Origin of the sequence: Bacillus sp. AP50, from assembly GCF_040492675.1 — a bacterium.
GTDB lineage: Bacteria > Bacillota > Bacilli > Bacillales > Bacillaceae_G > Bacillus_A > Bacillus_A cereus.
On the sequence record NZ_JBEUTW010000395.1, the window covers coordinates 1 to 2,709 of the forward strand.

Sequence of the window (2,709 nt, forward strand, 5' to 3'; positions counted from 1 at the left end):
AACTGGTCAAGGATGTGAAGACCCTTGGGTGTTAGCTTCAGCTCTTGCTGCTGAAACAGAAAAACTAAAATTTTTAGTAGCAGTGAGACCAGGACTAATGTCCCCATTCCATTTACTTTACTTAATGCTAGACCGATAGATTTCACAATAATAGGTAATACTTTAATGTGTTGCAAAATACCTATTAAAGCTGATATAAATACGATTGGCATTAATACACTTAAAAAGAACGAAAACTCTTTTTGATTTACTAATCCACCAAATACGAAATTCACACCATCAGCGGCATATTTTAATAACTCTCCAAAACCATCTGCTATTCCGCTAATTAATATATTCCCTACACTTGTATTTAATAATAAAAACCCCAAAATAAATTGTAATATAACCATCGTTATGATTGGGCGATATTTGACTTTCTTTCTATTATTACTAGCAAGCCAAGCGATACCTAAAATCAATACGAGGCCAAAAATACCAATTAAGTATTTCATAAGCCGTCTCCTCCCATTCGTATCCGCTTACATTTTTTTCAATTATTAAAGCAATAGATACACTTTACTTTGTGTATCTATTGCTCTTCACTTCATTAATGATTAGTAGTTATCTGTAGCACCTTTTGCATCATTTAATACGATTGCAACACTAGCACTTGCTCCAACGCGAGAAGCTCCAGCAGCTACCATTTTGTCTGCATCTTCACGTGTACGAACACCGCCAGATGCTTTTACACCAACGTTTGGTCCTACTGTTTTACGCATTAATGCGATATCTTCAGCAGTTGCTCCGCCAGTTGAGAATCCAGTTGAAGTTTTTACGAAGTCAGCACCAGCTTTTACTGATAATTCACAAGCGCGTACTTTCTCTTCATCTGTTAATAGGCAAGTTTCAATGATTACTTTTACAAGAGCTTTTCCTTTTGCTGCTTGTACTACTTCATAAATGTCTTTTTCAACAAGTTCGTTGTCACCATCTTTTAAAGCGCCTACGTTGATTACCATATCAACTTCAGTTGCACCTTTTGCAATAGCATCTTTTGTTTCAAATGCTTTTGTTTCAGTCGTGCTTGCTCCTAATGGGAAACCGATTACAGTACAAACGTCTACATCATGTCCAGCTAGTTCATCAGCCGCTAATTTTACCCATGTTGGGTTAATACAAACAGAAGCGAATTTATATTCCTTTGCTTCTTCGATTACTTTCATAACATCTTCTTTAGTAGTATTAGCTTTTAAAATTGTATGGTCAATTAACTTTGCAATGTTCATTATCTTCACTCCTCATATCTTTTAACAACTTCATTCTAACTCTTAGTTGAACAAATGTAAATACACTTTTGAAATTTTGTTCATTCTTTTTTAAAAGGAATTTTCTTGTAGTAAATAAAGCGCATTCTAACAAAGAACATTTCAAATATATAATCAAAATTTTTATGTTAACAATGGTAGTATGTATCTCCATATCCATAATTATTTTTAAAAAGGCAATTTGTGTTCAAAAAAACTCCTATCATTCATACATAACAAAATAAAAGGCGTTCTCAAAATTAACATCTTGAGAACGCCTTTTATTTCTAATCTTTTTGATAATGTAACAATTCTTTTGCTGTATGCTGATCGATAATTAATACATTTGCATACCCGCCACGTAACGCACCATCAATTGCTTTGATTTTTCTATTACCACCTGCAACTAAAATAGAGCGTTTCTTTAATTTCAGTTCTTCTAACTCAATTCCAATGGTCCGCTTATTAATTTCTTCACTACTAATATTTCCGTCCCCATCAAAGAATCGTGAACAAATGTCACCGACCGATTGTTTTTTGAGTAAACTCGTTTCATCCTTATCGAAATAACCTAATCGGAATAATAGCGCTTCGTCTCGCACTGTTCCTACAGTAAAAATTGCAATATTCGCTTGTTTCCCCATTTCGATAATGTGATGAATATGTCGATCCTGCTCTACTAATTCTTTTGTCACTGCATTATCAAATATAACTGGAAGGGGGAGATTTCTTGGCGTCGTTTGAAAAGCATCTGCAAATAAAGCGATTGTTTCATTCGCATATGTATTTACACTCGAATGACTAATACCACCTTTTAACTGAACAACCTCTACCCCTTTTACATGTTGCGGTACGATTTTTCTAGCGATTTCATACATCGTCATTCCCCAGCTTACACCAACAATATCACCGTTTTTAACCGTCTTTTCCATATACTCAGCTGCATATTTGCTAATATACTCTGTAATCGTTGCATATTCCGGAACTGGAGAAAATACAACATGTGCCTCTAATAAGTTATACTTTTCTTTCAGTAAATTCCCGACGTTATCTAAATCCGCAAATGGATCAGCGATGCTAATTTGAACAAACCCTTTTTCTTTCGCGTACTTTAACAATCTAGAAATTGTTGGTCTTGAAATATTTAATTTGTTAGCAATTTCTTGCTGACTATAATCTGATTGATAATATAATCTTGCAACTTCAACGCTTAATTGTTGTTTATCTTTTTCCATAGTAACTCATTACAAATCCCTTCCTGTATTTCCCTTTCGTTACAAGCATTATACAGCTTTATGCAAAAAAATTCGACTACCGAATTTTATCTATCTGAACTTCTACTACACTTAATATATAATGAAAACTTATTGTGTAGATTTACAAACTCAATATAGATACGCTTGAAACATGTAAATCAATTAAC

At 33.8% G+C, this 2,709-nt stretch carries 2 protein-coding genes and 2 pseudogenes; 1 reads left to right on the forward strand and 3 read right to left on the reverse strand.

The features are described from left to right. Nucleotides 1-106, forward strand: a pseudogene (locus tag ABWK52_RS23140) (LLM class flavin-dependent oxidoreductase); the annotation flags it as partial. On the opposite strand, the pseudogene ABWK52_RS29845 reads toward ABWK52_RS23140, so the two are convergent. The 3 genes and pseudogenes from ABWK52_RS29845 to ABWK52_RS23155 all read right to left on the reverse strand — a co-directional run. After that, nucleotides 96-494 (reverse strand): annotated as a pseudogene (locus ABWK52_RS29845) (Na+ dependent nucleoside transporter N-terminal domain-containing protein); the annotation flags it as partial. The pseudogenes ABWK52_RS23140 and ABWK52_RS29845 sit on opposite strands and share 11 nt — an antisense overlap. A gap of 102 nt (nt 495-596) precedes the next feature. After that, nucleotides 597-1,268, reverse strand: coding sequence for a deoxyribose-phosphate aldolase (deoC, locus tag ABWK52_RS23150; protein WP_001017441.1), 672 nt, complete (start codon nt 1,266-1,268; stop codon nt 597-599). Between the two features lie 305 nt (nt 1,269-1,573). Next, a complete protein-coding gene (locus ABWK52_RS23155; RefSeq protein WP_000409782.1) occupies nt 1,574-2,521 on the reverse strand; it encodes a sugar-binding transcriptional regulator in 948 nt (315 codons plus the stop codon). Nucleotides 2,522-2,709 lie beyond the last annotated feature (188 nt).